Source organism: Pseudomonas helleri, assembly GCF_045830615.1.
Classification (GTDB): Bacteria; Pseudomonadota; Gammaproteobacteria; order Pseudomonadales; family Pseudomonadaceae; genus Aquipseudomonas; species Aquipseudomonas helleri.
This window is the reverse complement of sequence record NZ_CP174501.1, coordinates 4,738,211-4,755,561: the sequence shown is the minus strand read 5'-3', so window position 1 is coordinate 4,755,561 and position 17,351 is coordinate 4,738,211. Positions and strand designations below refer to the sequence as shown.

Annotated in this window: 18 protein-coding genes; 7 read left to right on the top strand and 11 right to left on the bottom strand. The window is 58.6% G+C overall.

Going from position 1 to position 17,351, the window contains the following annotated elements:
* The first annotated feature begins 4 nt into the window (after window positions 1-4).
* The 5 genes from ACJJU9_RS21510 (at window position 5) to ACJJU9_RS21490 (ending at window position 6,669) form a co-directional block, all read left to right on the top strand.
* On the top strand, window positions 5-1,858 hold the full coding sequence (locus ACJJU9_RS21510) for an ABC transporter permease (RefSeq protein WP_407729480.1): 1,854 nt from the start codon (window positions 5-7) through the stop codon (window positions 1,856-1,858).
* A 2-nt stretch (window positions 1,859-1,860) separates the two neighbouring features.
* Window positions 1,861-3,036: an ABC transporter ATP-binding protein gene (locus ACJJU9_RS21505; protein WP_407729479.1), complete on the top strand. Its 1,176-nt coding sequence runs from the start codon at window positions 1,861-1,863 to the stop codon at window positions 3,034-3,036.
* Window positions 3,033-4,154 carry an ABC transporter substrate-binding protein gene (locus ACJJU9_RS21500; RefSeq protein WP_407729478.1) on the top strand — a complete coding sequence of 374 codons (1,122 nt, stop codon included), beginning with the start codon at window positions 3,033-3,035 and terminating at the stop codon, window positions 4,152-4,154. The genes ACJJU9_RS21505 and ACJJU9_RS21500 overlap by 4 nt, the downstream gene beginning before the upstream one ends.
* Window positions 4,155-4,260: 106 nt before the next feature.
* Window positions 4,261-4,779, top strand: coding sequence for a DOPA 4,5-dioxygenase family protein (locus ACJJU9_RS21495; protein WP_153372926.1), 519 nt, complete (start codon window positions 4,261-4,263; stop codon window positions 4,777-4,779).
* An 81-nt stretch (window positions 4,780-4,860) separates the two neighbouring features.
* Complete coding sequence (locus tag ACJJU9_RS21490) at window positions 4,861-6,669, top strand: ABC transporter ATP-binding protein (RefSeq protein WP_407729477.1); 1,809 nt, start codon at window positions 4,861-4,863, stop codon at window positions 6,667-6,669.
* Window positions 6,670-6,792: 123 nt separating this feature from the next.
* Here the strand turns inward: ACJJU9_RS21490 and ACJJU9_RS21485 are convergent, their stop codons facing one another.
* Window positions 6,793-7,677 carry an NAD(P)/FAD-dependent oxidoreductase gene (locus ACJJU9_RS21485; protein ID WP_407729476.1) on the bottom strand — a complete coding sequence of 295 codons (885 nt, stop codon included), beginning with the start codon at window positions 7,675-7,677 and terminating at the stop codon, window positions 6,793-6,795.
* Between the two features lie 143 nt (window positions 7,678-7,820).
* Here ACJJU9_RS21485 and ACJJU9_RS21480 point away from each other — a divergent pair, with 143 nt between their 5' ends.
* A complete protein-coding gene (locus ACJJU9_RS21480; protein ID WP_407729475.1) occupies window positions 7,821-8,279 on the top strand; it encodes an Rrf2 family transcriptional regulator in 459 nt (152 codons plus the stop codon).
* 83 nt (window positions 8,280-8,362) lie between these two features.
* Here ACJJU9_RS21480 and ACJJU9_RS21475 read toward each other — a convergent pair whose 3' ends face one another.
* The 3 genes from ACJJU9_RS21475 to ACJJU9_RS21465 are packed head-to-tail and all read right to left on the bottom strand — an operon-like array spanning window position 8,363 to window position 9,910.
* Window positions 8,363-8,545 carry a hypothetical protein gene (locus ACJJU9_RS21475; protein WP_407729474.1) on the bottom strand — a complete coding sequence of 61 codons (183 nt, stop codon included), beginning with the start codon at window positions 8,543-8,545 and terminating at the stop codon, window positions 8,363-8,365.
* Window positions 8,546-8,571: 26 nt separating this feature from the next.
* Window positions 8,572-9,147, bottom strand: a complete 576-nt coding sequence (locus ACJJU9_RS21470) for a helix-turn-helix domain-containing protein (RefSeq protein WP_407729473.1) — start codon at window positions 9,145-9,147, stop codon at window positions 8,572-8,574.
* Entirely contained in the window at window positions 9,137-9,910 is a 774-nt protein-coding gene (locus ACJJU9_RS21465; protein WP_407729472.1) for an AraC family transcriptional regulator, read from the bottom strand. The genes ACJJU9_RS21470 and ACJJU9_RS21465 overlap by 11 nt, the downstream gene beginning before the upstream one ends.
* A 117-nt stretch (window positions 9,911-10,027) precedes the next feature.
* On the opposite strand from ACJJU9_RS21465, the gene ACJJU9_RS21460 reads away from it, so the two are divergent.
* Complete coding sequence (locus ACJJU9_RS21460; protein WP_273219897.1) at window positions 10,028-10,903, top strand: EamA family transporter; 876 nt, start codon at window positions 10,028-10,030, stop codon at window positions 10,901-10,903.
* A gap of 145 nt (window positions 10,904-11,048) precedes the next feature.
* Here the strand turns inward: ACJJU9_RS21460 and ACJJU9_RS21455 are convergent, their stop codons facing one another.
* From ACJJU9_RS21455 to ACJJU9_RS21425, 7 genes are all read right to left on the bottom strand, one after another.
* Window positions 11,049-11,684, bottom strand: a complete 636-nt coding sequence (locus ACJJU9_RS21455) for a hypothetical protein (RefSeq protein WP_048372871.1) — start codon at window positions 11,682-11,684, stop codon at window positions 11,049-11,051.
* The gene (locus tag ACJJU9_RS21450) at window positions 11,684-12,382 is read right to left on the bottom strand and encodes a hypothetical protein (protein WP_048372868.1); all 699 of its coding nucleotides are present in this window, start codon (window positions 12,380-12,382) and stop codon (window positions 11,684-11,686) included. The genes ACJJU9_RS21455 and ACJJU9_RS21450 overlap by 1 nt, the downstream gene beginning before the upstream one ends.
* A gap of 72 nt (window positions 12,383-12,454) precedes the next feature.
* The gene (pstB, locus tag ACJJU9_RS21445; protein WP_019410462.1) at window positions 12,455-13,216 is read right to left on the bottom strand and encodes a phosphate ABC transporter ATP-binding protein PstB; all 762 of its coding nucleotides are present in this window, start codon (window positions 13,214-13,216) and stop codon (window positions 12,455-12,457) included.
* A gap of 75 nt (window positions 13,217-13,291) precedes the next feature.
* A complete protein-coding gene (gene pstA, locus ACJJU9_RS21440) occupies window positions 13,292-14,185 on the bottom strand; it encodes a phosphate ABC transporter permease PstA (RefSeq protein ID WP_048372866.1) in 894 nt (297 codons plus the stop codon).
* Entirely contained in the window at window positions 14,185-15,150 is a 966-nt protein-coding gene (gene pstC, locus ACJJU9_RS21435; RefSeq protein ID WP_048372864.1) for a phosphate ABC transporter permease subunit PstC, read from the bottom strand. The genes pstA and pstC overlap by 1 nt, the downstream gene beginning before the upstream one ends.
* Before the next feature lie 71 nt (window positions 15,151-15,221).
* A complete protein-coding gene (gene pstS, locus ACJJU9_RS21430; RefSeq protein WP_048385760.1) occupies window positions 15,222-16,253 on the bottom strand; it encodes a phosphate ABC transporter substrate-binding protein PstS in 1,032 nt (343 codons plus the stop codon).
* Between the two features lie 450 nt (window positions 16,254-16,703).
* Window positions 16,704-17,306: a LuxR C-terminal-related transcriptional regulator gene (locus ACJJU9_RS21425; RefSeq protein WP_407729471.1), complete on the bottom strand. Its 603-nt coding sequence runs from the start codon at window positions 17,304-17,306 to the stop codon at window positions 16,704-16,706.
* Window positions 17,307-17,351 lie beyond the last annotated feature (45 nt).

Below are 17,351 nucleotides of genomic sequence, written 5' to 3'. Positions count from 1 at the left end.
GAGCATGAGTCGTAATAATCCAGGCGCCACGTTGCCTCGCGAAGCGCTTGAACCGGGGCTCAGGCAGCGTTTGTTGATGTATCTGGCCCGCCTGAGCGGGAACCGCGCCAGCCCGCGTGCGCTGATTAAAAGCGCGTGGTTCGTGCCTTTTTTTGCGGTGATCGCGGTCTTGTTTGTGTGGCCTTTGATCATGCTGGTGGTCGGCGCGTTTCGCAGCAGTGCACCGTTTCTGCCGGGTGAGTGGACGCTGGCGGCCTGGCAAGTGGCGTTCCATAACCCGGGCATGCTCGCGGCGATCTGGGCGTCCGTGAAGATCGCCGTGGTCAGCACCGTGGCCTCGCTGTTTTTTGCCATCGCCCTGGCATTTATCAGCGAGCGCACGGACCTGTGGATACGTCGCTGGATCATGCCGTGCATGCTGTTGGTGTTTGTCACTCCGGGCATTTTCTACGCCATTGCCTTCACCCAGTTGGCCAACCCCTGGACCGGGTTGCTCAATGACGCGTTGCGCTATGGCTTGGGCGTTGAATCACCATGGCTGAACGTTCAGGGCTGGTGGGGGATTTACACGGTCCTGATCCTTAAAAAGGTCGCCCTGACGTATTTGTTTATCGTGGGGGCATTCCGCGCATTGGACAGCTCGCACGATGAGGCGTCGTACCTGTCGGGAGCGGGGCCGTTTCGAACCTTTCTTAGCATTAACCTGCCGAGCCTGGCCCCCGCGCTGACCAGCGTTGCGTTGTTGGGGATCATTGCCGGGCTGCAGGTGTTTGAGCCGATTTTGATTCTCGGCGGGCCAGACAACATTGTGGTGATGGCCACCTTGCTGCTTAACCTGGTAGGGGGCGGAGCCGGACCTGCCGACTATGCACAGGCGAGCATTTTGTCGAGCCTGTTTGTCGCGTTTATTGCGCTGATCTACATGGGCCAACTACGGGTTCTGGGGCGCAAGGGCTACGTGTCAGTCAGCGGCAAGTTTTCCCGTGCCAGGCTCCTGCGTTTGCGCGGCTTTCGCTCATTGGTCTGCGTGCTGGTGCTGCTGTTTTTAGTGCTTTCGTTTGTTTTGCCGCTGGGGGCTTTGGCGTTCTCGTCGATCCAGCCTTACCCGGGGGTTTATAGCGATTTGTCGCTGGCGCGCTACATCAGCGTGCTGGAGCAACCCCGAGTGATCGAAGCGATCCGCGTGACGCTGGTACTGGGGGTGATTGTTGGTGCGGTGGTCATGACCCTGGCCTTCAGCGTCGCAACGCTGTCTCGCCAGTTGGGGCGTCGCAGCCAGGCAGCGCTGCGCTTTGCCACGTTAATCCCGCTGGCCATGCCGGGTGTGGTCACCACCGTTGCGATCTCCTGGGCCTGGCTGAGCATCCCCGCCTTTGCCCAGTTGTATGGCTCGATCTGGCTGGTGGCACTGGCGTTGATCGTCACGGCCATGCCATTCGCCAGCCAGATCGCCTTGTCGGCAACCTCGCAGATCGCGCCGTCCTTGTCCGAGGCTGCGCGCATGAGTGGCGCCGGACCTGTTCAGACCTTTTTCGAGATCGTGCTGGCGCTCGCCGCCCCGAGTTTTATTGCCGGTTGGTTCATGAGCGCGTTGATGGTCTCGGGCAACCTGGAAGTCCCGCTGCTGCTCAAGTCCCCCGGGGTGAATACCTTGGCGGTGATCACCTACAACCTGCAAAGCGCAGGCGACTACAGCATGGCCGCTGCGCTGCTCATGGTGTTGATGGCGTTCTCGATTTTCCTGTGGGGCGCGAGCCTGTTGACCCTGTGGATCTTCCGCCGTGCGCGACACCTCAATAACCATCGCAATAAGCAACGTGCCCTGGCCCTGGCCGCGGGTACAACGGGAGGTCTCTGAGCATGAGCCGTGTAATTCTCAAGAATGTCCGTAAAGCTTTCGACGGTCGGGTCAATGCCATTGAGCATCTGGATCTGCAGATCGAAGCCGGAGAATTTTTCGTGTTGCTGGGCCCCAGCGGCTGCGGCAAAACCACCACGCTGCGCTGCATTGCGGGGCTGGAAGAACCCGACGGCGGGCAAATCCTGCTCGGCGAACGTGCTGTGGCCGATGTGCAGCAAGGCCTGTTTGTGGCCCCCGAGAAACGCAACATCGGGATGGTGTTTCAGAACTACGCGCTGTGGCCGCACATGACCGTACGGCAAAACGTCAGTTACCCGCTCAAGACCCGCACCCGTCTCGGTGAAGCCCAGCAGCGCCAAGTGATTGAGGCGCTGCAACTGGTCGGCTTGCACGATCATGCCGAGCGCTACCCGGCAGAGCTGTCCGGTGGTCAGCAGCAGCGCGTGGCGTTAGCACGCGCCTTGGTCGCCCGGCCCGGGCTGATGCTGTTCGATGAGCCGCTATCGAACATGGACGCCCAACTGCGCATTCGGCTGCGCCAGGACCTGCGACGAATTCATGATGAATTGGGCTACACGGCGGTCTATGTCACCCACGACCATGCCGAGGCTTTGGCGCTGGCTGATCGCATCGCTGTCATGAACGTCGGCAAGCTGGAACAGGTGGGCACGCCGAGTGAGATATTTCTGACCCCGCGTACGCACTTTGTCGCGGAGTTTGTCGGCTTCGAAAATATCCTGCGTGGCCAGATCAGCGCCGCATCTGACGGCGTGGCAAAGGTGCCGCTCAGTGGTAGCGATCAGTGGCTGGCCTCCAGTAATCCAGCCGGTCTTTTGCCCGGTGCAGCGGTATGGCTGGCCCTGCGTGCCGCACAAGTGGTGGCCGTCCCGCTTGAGCACCCGGCGCCAGCCAATGCGACGGTGCTTGCGGGCGTCATTTCGCAGATCACCTATGCCGGCGATCGCTATCTGGCGCAAGCACAGGTTCAAGGGCTTACCTTGGCCGTGACGTTGGCGCTGGATGTGTGGGGCACCACGGCCCACACCCGTGAGTCGTTGAACGGGCGCGCGGTGAATCTGTTGATCCAGCCGGGTGCTGCGGTGCTTATGCCGCGCGACGAGAGCCCCGAAACCCTTGTTGCAGCGCCCGTAGCCCCCGGCCGGGAGGCCGCATGAGGCGCCTTCCTTACAGCGTGCGGCTGTTGCTGGTGGTCGGTGTGCTTATTGGGGTGTTCGCCCTCGGCACCCGCCAAGCGGCGTTCACCGATGAAGAGGTGACTCAGCGCACCCGCGCATTGACCGGCACCGCCCAGCAACAGGCCGACATGGAAGCCCTGTATCACGCGGCGATCAAAGGCGGTGAGCAGCAGGTGGTGATGTATCAGGCGGCGATGGATTACGAGTGGCAGCCGTTGTGGTCGCGTTTTAGCCAGGCCTTTCCGGGTATTCGCGTGACCTATATGCACCTGTCGCCCACGGCGGTTACGGATCGGCTGGACGTCGAAAAAGTCACCGGCGCGCACTACGGCGATCTGATCAGTCAGCCGGTCAACGTGGTGATGGACATCGCCGATCGCGGCTATCTGGAAGGCTGGACGCCGAGCAGCAGCGCCTCGCTGGACCCCACTTGGCGCTACAAGGACCAGGTCTATTTCACCTTCAACAAGGTGTATGGGCTGGGTTACAGCACGCGCCGTGTAGGGGGTGAAACCCTGCCTGTGGATGTCGCGCAACTGCTCGACGATAAGTGGCGCAACAGTTTTGAGTATGGCGCGCCGGGTGGCGGTGCAGGCACCACCGACGTGGCTCTGCTGCAACTGCTGACGCGCCAGCGCATCGACCTTCAGCAGTTACGTGAGCTCCGCGATCGCGGCGGGGCGGGTGGCGCGCAAGAGGCCGGGGTGATCAGCCTCGCCCAAGGTCGTCGGGCGCTGAACCCGTGGGCCTACCTGCCACCCTTGCTACGTCAGCAACGGCTGGGGGTGCCGATCGCCATTGAGTACCCGGCGGACTTCACCTTGCTGGTGCCCTTTGGCCAGGGGCTGGTCAGGCAGCCTGCGCACCCTAACGCTGCGCGTTTATTGCTGACCTGGCTGATGACCCCTGACGCCCAGGCCCTGCTGGCCAGCGAAGCCTATTCATTGGGCAATTTGCCGGGTGCGCCGCTCCCGCCAGGGTTACCAGAAGAGGCCGCGCACACCGCCCGGCTCAACATGCTCAGCCCCCAGGAAACCGCCCGCGGCCTTAAAGAGTGGGTGCCGAAACTGCGCGCGCTTTGGCAGCAAACCCTATGAGCCAACCCTTCAAGGAACTTCACATGACCGAAGCCAGCAAGCATGCAGCGTTCTCGCTGGATGCCACACCGCAACGCGCCTTATCAACCTTGCCCGAGATCGCCTCATGACTCACTTGCCTACCGTCCCTGATGTACCTGCCGAGATCGACGAAATCGTCGCCTGGCACAGCCATATTTATTTTTCTGAAGAGACACGCGCCATCGCCGAGCGCCTGAATGAAGAGCTTCAGGACCGCTTCAAAATCTGGGATTACCGCTGGCTCGACCAGGCCAATGGACTGCATCCCTCACCGATGTTTCGCTTCGCGATTCTTAAAGAAGACTTCGAGCGTTATGTGTACTGGTTGCTGGAAGCGCGCCAAGGCTTGAGCGTGCTGCTGCATGCGATTACCGAAAACGTCTACATCGACCATTCGTATCTGACGTTGTGGTTTGGCAAGCAACTGGAGTTGGGGCTCGACAGCATGCGTGAAAAAGAAGCCCAACGCCTTGCCGGTGAGCAGACCGAAGTCAACAGCGTGTTGCTGGTGGGCCAGCAGCGCCATCTGGCGGGTACGGTGCGTTACCGCCCCGGTGATGACACCTACAAAACCCGCGAATGGCCACCCGTTGCAAGCGCCTGATCCGCTCGATAACACAGCCCTCCCACTGAGGGCTGTGCCAACAACAACCGGTCAACCGGCCTGTCTGAACCAAGGAATACCATGACGTCGACCGCGACTTCTGACTCGCACATCCCTGAACTGGCCTCAAGCCCGTTTCGTTTTACGCTGCAATTTGCCCGCTATTTCATGCGCTGGTACGTGTTGATCGTGATCTTGCAGGTGGTGTCTTCGGCCTGCGGCGTGACGGTATCACTGGCATTGGGTGAGGTGGTTGGGGTGCTCAGCCACAGCCTCAATGGGCCGCGTGATTTAAGTGCCATCTGGCCACCTTTGGCGCTGTTTATAGCGTTGAATCTGGGTGAACTGGTGTTCGGGCGCATCGCCGGGTTCTGCCGGGTGCATGTTGCGCCGCTGCAACGGACCCGCGTCACGGCGCACTTGTTTGCCTACCTCCAGCATCACTCCCAACGCTACATTGGCAGCAACTTCGCCGGCTCACTGGCCAATCGCATTTCCGAAACGTCGATGGGCGTCAACATGACGCTGTGGGCGTTGATCTTTGATGTGTTGCCGGTGCTGGTGACGCTGACAGTGGCGGTGATCATTCTGGCGACGGCCAGCACCATGCTGGCCATGTTCACGTTTGTCTGGTCTGTGGTGTTTGTACTGTGCTCCTACTTACTGGCGCGCCGTTGCCAGCCGTACTCACGTTCGTTTTCTGCGGCGCGCAGTGAAACCACGGGGCGTGTCGTGGACGCCGTGAGCAACCTGACGGCCGTGCGGCTGTTTGCCCGTATCGGTTTCGAACGTGCGCATTTGCAGCAGTTTTTGTCCCGTGAAGTCCAGGCGGCGCGACAGTCATTTGGCTTTAACGAAAAAATTGTCCTGTTCCAGATGAGTGCTTCGCTGGTGCTCAAAGTCGGTTTGTTGGGCTTTGCGCTGTGGTTATGGCAGCAAGGCAGCATCGGTGTGCCGGAGTTCGTGATGAGCACCACCCTGTCATTTGTCGTCATTGCCGAAGCGCGCAACATCAGCAGGCGCTTTCTTGATTTGTTCGAATACATCGGCAACATCGAAAACGGCGTCAAAACCATTGTGGTGCCCCATGAGATCGTCGATGACCAACAGGCGCGTGACATCAAAATCGTCAGTGGCAGTATTGAAGTACGCAACCTGACCTTTGGTTACCAGGCTGGCCAAGTGCTGTTTCACAACCTGAACCTGGTGATTCCGGCCGGGCAACGTGTGGGCCTGGTCGGGTATTCGGGGTCTGGCAAGTCGACGTTATTAAACCTGTTATTACGCCAATATGACCCGCAGCAAGGCGCCATCAGTATCGACGGCAAAGACATCCGGCACTTCACCCAGCACTCCTTGCACTCACAGATAGGCTTGATTCCTCAGGAACCCGGGCTGTTCCATCGCAGCCTGCTGGACAACATCCGCTACGGTAATCCGGACGCCAGTGAACTGGATGTAGAGTCGGCCGCCCGACAGGCTCACGCCCATGACTTCATTGCAAAAATGGACCGCCAATACCATTCGCTGGTGGGCGAGCGCGGGGTTCGATTGTCAGGCGGCCAGCGTCAACGGGTGGCCATCGCGCGGATCATCATCAAAAACGCGCCCATTTTGATTATGGACGAGGCAACGGCCAGCCTGGACTCCATCACCGAGCAGGCGATTCAAGACACCCTGACGGACGTGATGCAGGACAAAACCGTAATCGTGGTGGCGCATCGGCTTTCAACGGTCGCGCAACTGGATCGGATCTTGTTCTTTGATAACGGCAAAATCATTGAGGATGGCACCCACGACGAACTGCTGAAACGGCCCAATGGTGCGTACCGTCGACTATGGGAGCGTCAGGTGGGCGGTGTGTTACCGCTGCATCCCAGTCGGACGTAGCCTCGCAAAGCTCGTCAACTGCTACGCCGGGCACCACATAATTTGTAGGAGCGAGCTTGCCTCGCGATCTTTTGATCTTTTAAAAGATCGCGAGGCAAGCTCGCTCCTACAGGGGTGTTGAGATTAGCGGAAAATCAGTGACTGATGCGCCGCGGACCCGGTTCGCGCGCCATCACCTACGGCAATGGCTACGTTGCCAGCGGCCACGGCTGCATCGCCACAGGCGAACACCCCCGGCACGCTGGTTTCGCGGGTGGCATTGACCTTGATGAAATCCCCCATCGGCCCGGCCTCGAACTCGCAGCCCAGTTGCATGGGCAACGGGCTGGCCATGTGCATGTGCGGCTGGGTAAACACGCCTGCCAACTCAACCACACGCCCGCTGGCCAGCGTTATATCCGCGTGGTCGCTGATGGACACAACCCGCTCGCGTTCCAGCGTTACCCCACGTTTTTCGAGGCTGGCCAGTTGTTCGGCGTCGGGCTCAAACACACCATTCAGAAACAAGGTGGTCGGGCCCCAATCCGGCAGCATCAGCGCCTGATGCAACGCCACTGGCGTGGCTGCCAGCACCCCGATCGGCCCACCGTCCAGTTCATAGCCGTGGCAATACGGGCAATGAAAAACGTGCTTGCCCCAGCGCTCTGCCAGCCCCGGGATTTCTGGCAGGACATCGACCATGCCGGTGGCAATGATCAAACGCCGCGCCGCATAGCGTTGTTCGTCGGCCGTCACCACGGCAAACCCTTCAGCGCACTGGTCGGCCTTGACCGCCGATTGATCGACCCATTCAACGTTCGGGTACGCCAGCAATTGCGCCCGCGCCTGAGCGGCAATATCACCAGGGGCGCGGCCGTCCTGCCCCAGGAACCCGTGAGAGTGCTGGGCAAATCGATTGCGCCGAAGCCCCGCATCAATCACCAACACCTTGCGCCGGCCCCGCGCCAGCTGTAAGCCCGCGGACAGACCGGCATAGCTCCCACCCACAATCACCACGTCGTAAACCATGATCTCGCCTCTCGTTATCTCTTCGACCCCTCGAAGATTTCTCGATACAACGTAAGTTACGTGAAGTGAGCGTGTCAACACTCTCGTAACTTTTAGTGTGGCGAGCGATACTCTGCGCACCTTCACGCCTGAAACGAACGCCCATGAGAAACGACACCCGCCTGTCCCGCATGCTGCACGTCCTGATCCATATGGCGCGCCACGAACACCCGGCGACCTCCGACACCCTGGCGCAGATGCTGGGCACCAACCCCGTGGTCATTCGGCGCACCATGGCCCTGCTCAAGGAACAAGGTTACGTACGCTCAGAAAAGGGCCATCGCGGCGGCTGGACACTGGCCAAGCCGCTGGCGGACATGACCTTGCTGGACATCCACGAAGCCCTCGGCTCGGCCTCGCTATTCGCCATTGGCCTATCCACCGACCACCCGGAATGCCTGGTTGAACAAGCCGTGAATGCCGCCCTGACCGATGCTTTCGATGCCGCTCAAGCACTGCTGATCGAGCGCCTGGGCAGTGTGACGCTGGAGCAATTGGCGGAGGATTTTGAGGCGCGTTTTCAGGGGTTGGGGCGGTGTGAGGAGGGAAGCACGGCGCAGTGATGTGGGGAGCTTTCAGGGCCGTTAAACGACGTTCAGATCGTCGCCTTACAGCCCTTGTATTGAGAGTGCTGCAGAGGACAGTGTTATAGATCTTTAGCCAGGTACAGCCGGTGAGACGCTGCAATCTGGTCGATAAGCGCGTCAGGAACCTGCGCCTTGGTCGCAAACGTTTTCCAGCGACTGACGGCTGAAGCGACCTTTTTGATGACTGTTCGCGGATTGAAGTTGGCGATATGAGTCGCGACTCTGAACAGGTCTTCGAGCACAAAGTCATCCCGCTTTGCGTTGAGTGTCATTTGGTGTTTGGCAGTCCAGTCTCCGTTGTTATTTTAGGGAAGAGCAGTTTGCCTGTAGTGCTGCCCGGATACTTCTGGCTTACATCCTTTGATGCATTTTTTGGGCGGCCTTTAGCCCTGAGGCGCAAAGAAGGGGTTTTAGACGCTGCCAAAGGGCTGGCTGGCGCAGGACTAGTCAGCGCTATAAGCAGTTCCAGAGCATTGAGTTCTCTTAACGCCGCAATCAGGACGGCAAGGGTGCCTTTGCCTTTTTCAAGTTTTTGCAGGGTCGGCGTACTGACACCGATGGCTTCAGCCAGTTGTTCCTGGGTGGTGTTTTTGCGCAATCGACGCTCACGGATGGCTTTACCCAACTGAATGGCAATGGCTTCGTCAGACATGCGTTGAATACGCATAAGGTAAATAATCCTTTGTGTAATGGCTGCTTTGAGCTTTAAGCCAAATATTTGTTTGTATTGTAGGTCATAGAAAAAAGGCCTTCTATTTAATACAAATAAAAATTTATGTTGTTGGTCATTTTTTGGGTTTGTACAAAAAATTATTTGTATTGTCCTGCACGTGCTATTGCGCAAAATACCGGCTTGGAACCTCACCCAAGACTTTGCGAAACACGCTGGTAAACGCGCTGGGGCTGCTGTAGCCCAGGTCGGTGGCGACCCGTGTGACCGGTTCGCCGTTGCCCAGGCGCACCACTGCGGCCAATAAGCAGGCTTGCTGGCGCCATTCGACAAAGCTGATGCCGGTCTGTTGGCGAAACAGCCGGGTGAAGGTGCGGCGGCTCATGCCCACTTGTCGGCTCATGTCGTCGATCCCGATGTCCAGTGACGGTTGTGCCAGCAGGTGGCGGCAGGCACGTGCAAGCCGGGGTTCGTTGGGCAGGGGCGCGTTGAGGGACAAGGGTGGCATGGCGGCGATTTCGTGCAGCAACAAGCGCATCAGCAGGCCCTCACGCTGAGCTTCGTCGTACAGCGCAGGAATGTCCTGGGCTTGCAGCAATAACTGACGCAGCAAGGGCGAAACGCCGAAGACCTGGCAGTGGGCGGGCAGGGCGAGTTGCCCGGCGACCGGGTTGGCAATGTACGTGTTGAGCATGGTCACCGGCCCGGCCATGGTCATTTCGTGAGCCACACCCGCCGGCACCCAGATCGCCCGTTGCGGCGGCACCACCCAGTTGCCTTGACCGCTGAACACGGTGATTACGCCGCAGGCGGCATAGGCAAATTGCCCGCGTTGATGGGTGTGCAGTGCAAAGTGTTGCCCGTGGGGGTAGTCATTGGCCGTGACGACAGCATCGCGGGGTGTGTTTTCGTAAGGATCTATGTCTATTTCGCGCATGGCCCGAATTTAATGAATGTTGACCTTGGAGTGCAAGCGGGCCATGGCGCGTAGTGCGCATAGTGACGTCCAGCGAATGCAGACAGGCATCCGCGTTGACGACTGGACGCCATCACGATGCAAAACAAACACCTGGCCTTGGCCATCGCCGTGACGGCGATGTGGGGGCTTAACTTTCCCATCACTAAACTGGGGTTGGCGGCCATTGATCCGCTGTTGCTCACCGCGCTGCGCTTTACGTTGGCGGCGCTACCGTGGGTGTTTTTTATCAAGCGACCGCCCATCGCCCTGAAATGGCTGGCGGCGTATGGATTGATTTTCGGCGTGGCGATGTGGGCGCTGATTAACCTGGGCATTGAGATGGGCGTGCCGCCGGGCACCGCTGCGCTGTTGATTCAGTTCAGTGCGTTTTTCACGTTGGGCTGGGGCGTGTTGCTGTTTGGTGAGCGGTTGAGTGTTGGGCAGAAGCTGGGAGTAGGGCTCGGGGTGTTGGGGCTGATCAGTATCATCCTCAGTAGCCCTGGCCATGGGACGACTGTGGGCTATGGGTTGCTGGTGGTGAGTGCCTTTAGCTGGAGCGTGGGCAATATCATCATCAAGCAGTCGAAGGTGCGCGAAATCTTTGCCTTTGTGGTCTGGGCCAGTCTGTTCCCGCCGCTGCCGTTGCTTGCGCTCACGTGGCTGGCACACGGCAGCGCACCGTTTGTCAGCGTTGTTTCGCACGTTGAGTGGGTGGCCGTGTTGTCGCTGTTGTTTCAGGTCTATGTCGCGACGCATTTTTGTTACTGGGGCTGGAATGTATTGCTCAGGGAATACCCGGTGTCCCGGGTTGCGCCGTTATCGTTGCTGATCCCGGTGTTCGGGGTTGTGGGCTCGATGCTGATGCTGGGCCATCGGGTGGGGGCGAGCGAAGCGGTGTCGCTGGGGGTGATGTTGCTGGCGCTGGTGGTGGGGATGGTGAGGTGGCCGCGACGGCTTGTTGGCCGGACGTAGCCACTTTGAATGGCGGTCCTGCGGCCCGCATCGCAGCCTTCGTGCCTCGTCAGCTCCTACAAAAGCTGCATGAACCCTGTAGTCGCTGCCGAAGCATGAGGCTGCGATGGGTTGCGAAGCGACCCTGAGTGGCGGGCTACAGGGATCAGGAAGAAAACGCCCTGGCGGTTTGTGTTGCCGGGGCTGGGCGTTTGAACGAGTGCTGCCAGTCCAGTTGCGCCTGGACCACGGCGACGGCGTCCAGCACTTGCCGGGCCCAGTTTTCGTCTTCGGGGTGAACCACGACAACGCGGAAACCGTGGTCCTGACCTTCAAGCCTCACGCCTTCGGAGTCATCCACATGCAGGTCGATATCGAAGGCCGATGGCAATTTCGACGGGGCGTTTGACAGCCCGCGAGCGGCCAGCGCAAGGCTGTGGCGATCACTGTTGACCACGCCGTCAACGCGGATGCCGTACAGCATGAGCCAGCGCTTGATGTAGGCCGGGGTGCGGCCGGACGAGGTGTAGACCCAAATGCTGCAGCCCTGGCGGCGCAGTTCTCGGATGAGGGCGCGGGTGCCGAAACGCAGCGGTTCACCCAACCAGCGATGGACGCAATCGGGCAGGCGGCTTTGCTCGACGTCGCAATGGTGAAGCTGGCAGGCGAGGGTGTCATCGATATCAAATGAAATACGCACGCGTTGGCGTTTTTGCAGCGATGTCGGGAGGCTGGCCTGGACGGCCTGCTTTAATCGACCGACCACCGTAGGGCCGTTAGCGAGGGTTGATTCCTTGTTCATCAGTGCCTTCCTTGAATGACGGTCAAGGGTTTGTCTTTAAGAAAAAACTTTCTGGGAGCCGGTGACTGATCTTCCAGGAAAGCCGCGTACTTCTTCTTGATCTTGGGCAATTCATACAACGCTCTGACGCCATGTTTGGCCGAATTGCGTATGACCGATGACGGGTTGAAATAGCCTTCGGCGTTTTCCAGCGTCAGTACAAACGGCGGCAAGCCTTCGCGCATGAGCAGATAGCTGACGATCAGTGAACCGCTGCGGTGATTGCCTTCGATAAACAATTGCGGCTCGCTGAGGATGCGTACATAGACCCCGGCCGCACGCTTCCACACGGATTCGTTGCGATGCGCGCCGTACCAGTTGAACAAGTCCTTTATGCCTCCCTCAACGTTGTTGAAGAAGTGCTCCTCGGTCGCCAACAGGTGCTGAGCATATTCCAGGCGCCGCTGCGGGTCGCTGCCACACAGCACGGTCGCATTGATCTCCAGCATCAGGTTGAGTTGCTGAAGGTCAAACAGGTCGACACCCCGAGCGACATAGTCATCAATCAGCGCATAGCCTTCAAGCACATTGTTGAGCACTTCGTCGGTCAGCGGATCGCGCTGCTCGGTAAAGTGCCGGCTGAGCTCGGCAAAGCCGCTTTGAACCTCACGCAGTGAGTGTTCAATGGCTGGCAGATCAAGACGACGCGATGCAGGCATTGGTATCCCTGAAAAACTGTAAAAAACACGTTGAAACAAACCGATGCCCGCTGACGTGCGGGCGCCTGTTAATCAGCTGAACTTGCCGGTGATGTAGTCACTGGTCATTTGTTCGCGTGGGTTATCGAAGATCTGGGTGGTAGGACCCATCTCAACCAGATAACCGGTACGGGTGCCCTGGGAGATATCCACCGAGAAAAACGCCGTGGTATCCGCCACACGAATGGCTTGCTGCATGTTGTGGGTCACCAGGGCGATGGTGTAGTCCTTTTTCAACTCGACCATCAGCTCTTCCACACGACGGGTCGCGATCGGGTCGAGTGCCGAGCAAGGTTCATCCAGCAGCAGCACTTCTGGCTCGGTGGCGATGGCGCGGGCGATGCACAGGCGCTGTTGTTGACCACCAGACAGCGACAGGCCGCTGACCTTGAGCTTGTCCTTGACCTCATCCCACAACGCCGCGCCTTGCAGGGCGTGTTTAACGCGGTCGCCAATGTCGCCCTTGTAGCGGTTGAGGCGCAGGCCGAAGGCGACGTTGTCGAAGATGCTCATCGAGAACGGGTTCGGCTGCTGGAACACCATACCGATGTAGCGGCGTACCACAACCGGGTCTACGCCCTTGCCGTAGACGTCCTGCCCAAGGAAGTGCACGTGGCCTTCAAAGCGGAAGCCTTTGACCAGGTCGTTCATGCGATTGAGGCTACGCAGCACGGTACTTTTGCCGCAGCCAGAAGGACCGATGAAGCCGGTAATCTTGTTCTTTTCAATCGGCACATGGCTGTCACGGACGGCCAGGAAGTTGCCGTAGAAAATCTTGTCCAGCTTGCAGTCCATGACCACAGGGGCCTGGGTGATAAACGGAGCGGCTATTTGCGCAGTTGATACGTTCAAAATCAGGTGCTCCCTATCTCAATACTTGGGCTTGCCGAAAATACGGCTGACGATATTCACGAGCAGTACGATCATCACCAGCACCAGCGAAGCTGCCCAGGCAAGTTCGAGCTGGTTGTCGAAGGGCATGCCAGAGAAGTTGTAAATCAGTACGGCAAGCGAGGCCGTTGGATTCATCACCGCCAGGCTGCCGTCGTGGTAGATCCAGTAGTTGCTGAACAGTGCGGTAAACAGCAGCGGCGCGGTTTCACCGGCGGCGCGTGCGACGGCGAGCATCACACCGGTCAAAATGGCCGGCAGGCCGGTGGGCAAGACGATTTTCCAGATGACTTGCGAGCGGGTGCAGCCCATGCCGTAAGCGGCGTCTTTCATGATCTTGGGCACCATCTTCATCGACTCTTCAGCCGTCAGCACCACGATTGGCAGCATCAACACGGCCAGTGCCACGCCACCGGCAGGCGCCGAGTAGGTCCCGGTGGTCATCACCACCAACGCGTAGGCAAATACACCGGCCAGAATCGACGGCAGGCCGGTGAGCATTTTGGCGGCAAAGCGCGAGGCGTTGGCCAGCTTGCTGTCCGGGCCAAGCTCTGCGAGGAACACGGCAGCCAGGATGCCGACCGGCACTGCGATGGCAGCGGCGATACCGACCATCACAAATGTACCCGCCAGGGCGTTACCGAAACCGCCGCCGGTCTCAAAGCCGGTGGGTGGCAGCTCGGTGAACACTTCAAGGCTCAGGCGGGCACCGCCGCGGGTGATCAACATATAAAGCACGGAAATCAGCGGCACGCTGGCCAGCAGCGCGCCAAACCAGACCAGCGTGGTCAAAATCAGGCTGCGCAGCGAGCGGCCTTCGAGCCGACGTTGCAGGCTTGGCAGCGCCTTGGTAGGGGACGTGAGGTTTGTCATTACTTATGACCCCGCTGGGCGTAGAGCATGATCATGGAGCCGAACACGTTAACCAGCAGCGTGATGAACATCAGCACCAAGGCTGCGTACATCAGCACTTCGATCTCGTTGGGCCCGGCTTCAGGGAAGTTCAGTGCCAGCAAGGCGGCCAGTGTATTGGCCGGCGCAAACAGGGACAGTGAAATATTGTTTGCATTGCCTACCAGCATCGCCAGGGCCATGGTTTCACCCAGCGCACGGCCGAGGCCGAGTACCAGGGAGCCGAAAATACCGGTGGCGGCCGATGGCACCATCACCTTGAGAATCGCTTCCCAGTGGGTGGTGCCCATGCCGTAGGCGGCTTGCTTGGTTTTCATCGGGACGGCGGTGAGGGCGTCCTGCGAAACAGCAGCAATGGTCGGCAAAATCATGATTGCCAGTACCAGTGCCGCGGGGAGAAGTCCCGGCCCGCTTAAAGAGGTGCCGAAGAAAGGAATCCAGCCCAGCTCAGTGTTCAACCACGCGGTCAGCGGGCGAATGGCCGGTATCACCACGTAGATGCCCCACAGGCCATACACCACACTCGGGATGGCGGCGAGCAGTTCTACGATGGTGCGAAACACAGCAGCCAGTTTGGCTGGCAAGAAATCTTGGGTCAGGAAAATCGCCATGCTGACGCCGAACACGCCTGCGATCAGCAACGCGATAAAGGCACTGTAAAGCGTGCCCCAAATAGCCGGCAGAATGCCGTATTTGCCTTGGTTAACGTCCCAGACACTGCCGAAAATCACGTCAAAGCCGTGCTTTTCCATGCCGGGAAGGGCCTTGCGTCCTACCTCGAATACCAAGGCGAAGACCAACGCCAGAATCAAAACGACCCCTATGCGAGCGAGTGCACGGAAGGTGCGATCAACCAGAAAGTCCTTCGTGGACGGTGGTTGGCAAGCAGAATCCGGATTAACCGGTACGACAAATGGTGTATTCATTGGCTAATTCCGGAGCTGGGGGGACACTCTCCCGGCATGGCAAGCGCCTGCCGGGAGAGACCTCACGCGTGTTACTGGATGTTGGCAGACGCTTTGCGAACTTGATCAACAACCGACGGTGGCAGCGGGATGTAGCCCATCGAGTCAGAGATTTTCTGACCTTCAGTCAGACCGTACTCAACCATTTCACGCATGGCTTTGGCCTTGGCCGGGTTTTCGTTGTGCTTGCGGAAGATCATCCAGGTGTACGTGGTGATCGGGTAAGACTTGGCACCGTCCGGATCTGGCAGCCAGGCCACCAGGTCTTCTGGCATCTTCACCGCAGCCAAGGCTTCGGCGCCGCTTTCAGCGTTAGGCACAACATACTCGCCGGCCTTGTTTTGCAGTTGAGCGAAGTCAACTTTGGCCAACTTGGCGAAGCCGTATTCGATGTAACCGATGGCGCCTGGAGTCTGACGAACGGTGGCAGTCACACCATCGTTTTTAGGCGATTTGATGAACTTGTCGCTGGCAGGCCAGTTAACGGTATTGCCTTCACCCAGGTCTTTTTTGAACTCAGGGTTGATGGCAGCCAAGTGCTTGGTGAAGACCGCGGTGGTACCGCTGGAGTCAGCACGCACCACCACAGTGATCGGCAGATCAGGCAGCTTCAGGCCAGGGTTGGCAGCGGCGATTTGTGGGTCGTTCCACTTGGTGATCTTGCCCAGGAAGATGTTGGAGTACACATCACGTGGCAATTTCAGCTCTTTCGGGTTGCCTGGCAGGTTGAACGCCAAGACGATTTCACCGGCGGTCATTGGCAGCAATTGCACGCCCTCGGCCACTTTGGCGATGTCTTCTTTGCTCATTGCCGAGTCGCTTGCAGCGAAATCAACGGTCTTGTTCAAAAAGTCCTGAACGCCCGCACCGCTGCCCTTGGACTGATAGTCCACGGTGACACCAGGGGTTTTCTTGCTGAAATCTTTAAACCAGGTCAGGTAAATCGGAGCCGGGAAACTGGCACCGGAACCTGTCAGACGTACGCTTTCAGCAGCAAATGCCGCCGACGTAGCGCAGAGAGAAACAGCAACAGCCAGTGCAGCAGACTTCATTAAGCTTTTCATCAAAGAAATTCCGTGTGAGATCGGGCCCGAGAACTTTGCAACAATCGTGTGACACTTTTATGAATGTCGATTGTTCTTACAGGGTCATCAGCACCCTGGGTGTCCATCGATCTGGGTCCGTCGCACACTGAAACGGGCGAGTTACTTCACTCCCATGCTTAATTCCTAATGGTGGAAACTGCTGCTTTGATCGACGCCAGGGCGCTTTGAGGTTGGAGCGTAGACGGGTGGGTAGAGGTGGCAAAAGGCAGTGTCGGACATTTTATAACGGTTTTTAAAGGCCATTTTTTTGAAGGCTATACGACCATTTCCACTCAGAAAAGTGCTGTGGCGGGTGTTTGCGCTGTGAGCGCCGGGGTGGTGTAAGACCACGTTCTGCGCCGCCTATCAATCCGCTACTAGCCCATCTGTGGTAGTTACCCCGTACTTGCGCACTGATACAGTCAGGCCTCAATGGATGCCTGAATACTTCACCGCCGCTGCTGCCCGAGAGGGCACATTCAAGGCGCGCAAGAGTGCCGACACATGAATACGCACGGTAAAGGGCGAGATAGAGAGTTCTTTGGCAATTTCTTTGTTGGTCTTGCCGTCCGCAATCAGGCGCAACACTTCCTGCTGGCGAGTGGTGAGCACATGGGTGTGCAGTGGCAGCAAGCCCGAGGGCGCACATTTAACCAGTACATTGCCTTCTCGAATTTCCAGCAGCGCCTGCCCGATGTCGTCCGGGGCGATATTTTTGCCAATAAAACCGTCGATGCCCAAAGCCATCACCTGCTCGATCAGCGCCGGGTCATCGACCATTGACACGACGATCAGCGTGGTGCGCCGCAACGTTTGTCTCAGCTCATGCAAAAGGCTCATGCAGGTCAGACCGGGAAAGCGCAGGTCGAGGATAAGCGTGTCGACTTCTTCGCCCGTTTGTATCAACACCTTGACCGTCTGAAAGTCGCCCGCCTGCTCGACCGTCGCCTCAGGTAACAGGCGTTGCACGGTGCGCAGCATCCCCTCGCGAAACATCGGGTGGTCGTCGGCAATAATGATTCTGCATGACATATCGTGTTTTACCTTGAGTCAGGCTTTTTATAAGGATGGCTTTAG

Coding starts and splice junctions, on each gene's coding strand:
- ACJJU9_RS21510 (WP_407729480.1), top strand. CDS start 5: ATGAGTCGTAATAATCCAGGCGCCACGTTGCCTCGCGAAGCGCTTGAA.
- ACJJU9_RS21505 (WP_407729479.1), top strand. CDS start 1,861: ATGAGCCGTGTAATTCTCAAGAATGTCCGTAAAGCTTTCGACGGTCGG.
- ACJJU9_RS21500 (WP_407729478.1), top strand. CDS start 3,033: ATGAGGCGCCTTCCTTACAGCGTGCGGCTGTTGCTGGTGGTCGGTGTG.
- ACJJU9_RS21495 (WP_153372926.1), top strand. CDS start 4,261: ATGACTCACTTGCCTACCGTCCCTGATGTACCTGCCGAGATCGACGAA.
- ACJJU9_RS21490 (WP_407729477.1), top strand. CDS start 4,861: ATGACGTCGACCGCGACTTCTGACTCGCACATCCCTGAACTGGCCTCA.
- ACJJU9_RS21485 (WP_407729476.1), bottom strand. CDS start 7,677: ATGGTTTACGACGTGGTGATTGTGGGTGGGAGCTATGCCGGTCTGTCC.
- ACJJU9_RS21480 (WP_407729475.1), top strand. CDS start 7,821: ATGAGAAACGACACCCGCCTGTCCCGCATGCTGCACGTCCTGATCCAT.
- ACJJU9_RS21465 (WP_407729472.1), bottom strand. CDS start 9,910: ATGCGCGAAATAGACATAGATCCTTACGAAAACACACCCCGCGATGCT.
- ACJJU9_RS21460 (WP_273219897.1), top strand. CDS start 10,028: ATGCAAAACAAACACCTGGCCTTGGCCATCGCCGTGACGGCGATGTGG.
- ACJJU9_RS21455 (WP_048372871.1), bottom strand. CDS start 11,684: ATGAACAAGGAATCAACCCTCGCTAACGGCCCTACGGTGGTCGGTCGA.
- ACJJU9_RS21450 (WP_048372868.1), bottom strand. CDS start 12,382: ATGCCTGCATCGCGTCGTCTTGATCTGCCAGCCATTGAACACTCACTG.
- pstB (WP_019410462.1), bottom strand. CDS start 13,216: ATGGACTGCAAGCTGGACAAGATTTTCTACGGCAACTTCCTGGCCGTC.
- pstA (WP_048372866.1), bottom strand. CDS start 14,185: ATGACAAACCTCACGTCCCCTACCAAGGCGCTGCCAAGCCTGCAACGT.
- pstC (WP_048372864.1), bottom strand. CDS start 15,150: ATGAATACACCATTTGTCGTACCGGTTAATCCGGATTCTGCTTGCCAA.
- pstS (WP_048385760.1), bottom strand. CDS start 16,253: ATGAAAAGCTTAATGAAGTCTGCTGCACTGGCTGTTGCTGTTTCTCTC.
- ACJJU9_RS21425 (WP_407729471.1), bottom strand. CDS start 17,306: ATGTCATGCAGAATCATTATTGCCGACGACCACCCGATGTTTCGCGAG.